The sequence below is a fragment of the Nocardiopsis sp. MG754419 genome (assembly GCF_018207095.1).
In the GTDB taxonomy this organism is placed as follows: Bacteria; Actinomycetota; Actinomycetes; order Streptosporangiales; family Streptosporangiaceae; genus Nocardiopsis.
This window is the reverse complement of the sequence record NZ_QOCZ01000317.1, coordinates 1-951: the sequence shown is the minus strand read 5'-3', so window position 1 is coordinate 951 and position 951 is coordinate 1. Positions and strand designations below refer to the sequence as shown.

General features: G+C 73.3%; 1 pseudogene. It reads right to left on the bottom strand.

Features of this window, described 5'->3' with window-relative positions:
- A pseudogene (locus tag DSY14_RS27880) lies at positions 1–304 on the bottom strand (5,6-dimethylbenzimidazole synthase); the annotation flags it as partial.
- Positions 305–951 lie beyond the last annotated feature (647 nt).

Here is a 951-nt window from a genome sequence, read left to right as displayed (position 1 = left end):
GGCCGGGTTGCTCCGGGGAGGGCGGCGCCGGTGGCGCGGGCGGCTCCTCGGGTGCCGGTCTCATCGGCCGCACCTGCGGGGCCGAGGTCATCGGTTCCCGGCCGGGCCGACGGAAGGGGTTGCCCGGCGCGGACCGTGGTTCCCACTCCTGCGCGCCGGAGGTCCCCTGGGCGCCCTTTCCGCTCTCGGGCAGCCCGTCGAGCAGGCCGCCCAGGAGGGGGCCCAGGCCGGGCGAGGGTCGGCCACGCCGCTCGTGGGGTTCGTCGTCCCCGTGACGGGCGTCCTCGCGGTCATCGTTGGTCATGGTCGCTCCCCGAAGGCAGAGGTCCGTGGGTTGCCCGTTCTCGCCCGATCCGGCGTGGATTCGGACCAGCGTAGTCCGCGGTGTCGCACCGCTCACAGGGTCCCCCCGACCCCGGGCAACCGGTCTCCGGCGCAGTGCCGGATCCTCAAGTCACCACCAACTGTGCCAGAGACCGCGTCAGAGCGTGTCGGGTATCGGAGTCACGCACAGTCACACGGAATAACTCTCGTCACATGCTCGCGGAGGCTTCGTGGCACCGATCGCCGGCACCCGCATCGCCCGGGCCGCACCGCACGCGACTCCGAGCACGGCCGTGAGCAGCGAGAACGGGCCATCTCCGACGGAAGGCGGGGGGCGTGGGAGCCACCGGCGGTTCGCTACCACACCACGGTCCGAAGATCGATGCCGCCGACCGCGTTTTTTCCTCGGCGGGAGTGGCGACGGGACGGAGCGAGGCCGGAGGCGCCCCTTGGGACGGCACGGGTCGCCATGACCGGTGCGGCGGTGGCGGGCGCGACGGTGGCGCCCGAGGCGACACGGCCTCGCGGAAATCGGTGCTCCCCCCAGGCCCCTGTGGCAGGCTGATCCGGGGCTCATCCCTCTTCCACCGGTTCCGCCCGGCACCCCCACCCCTTCCTCTCCCCACC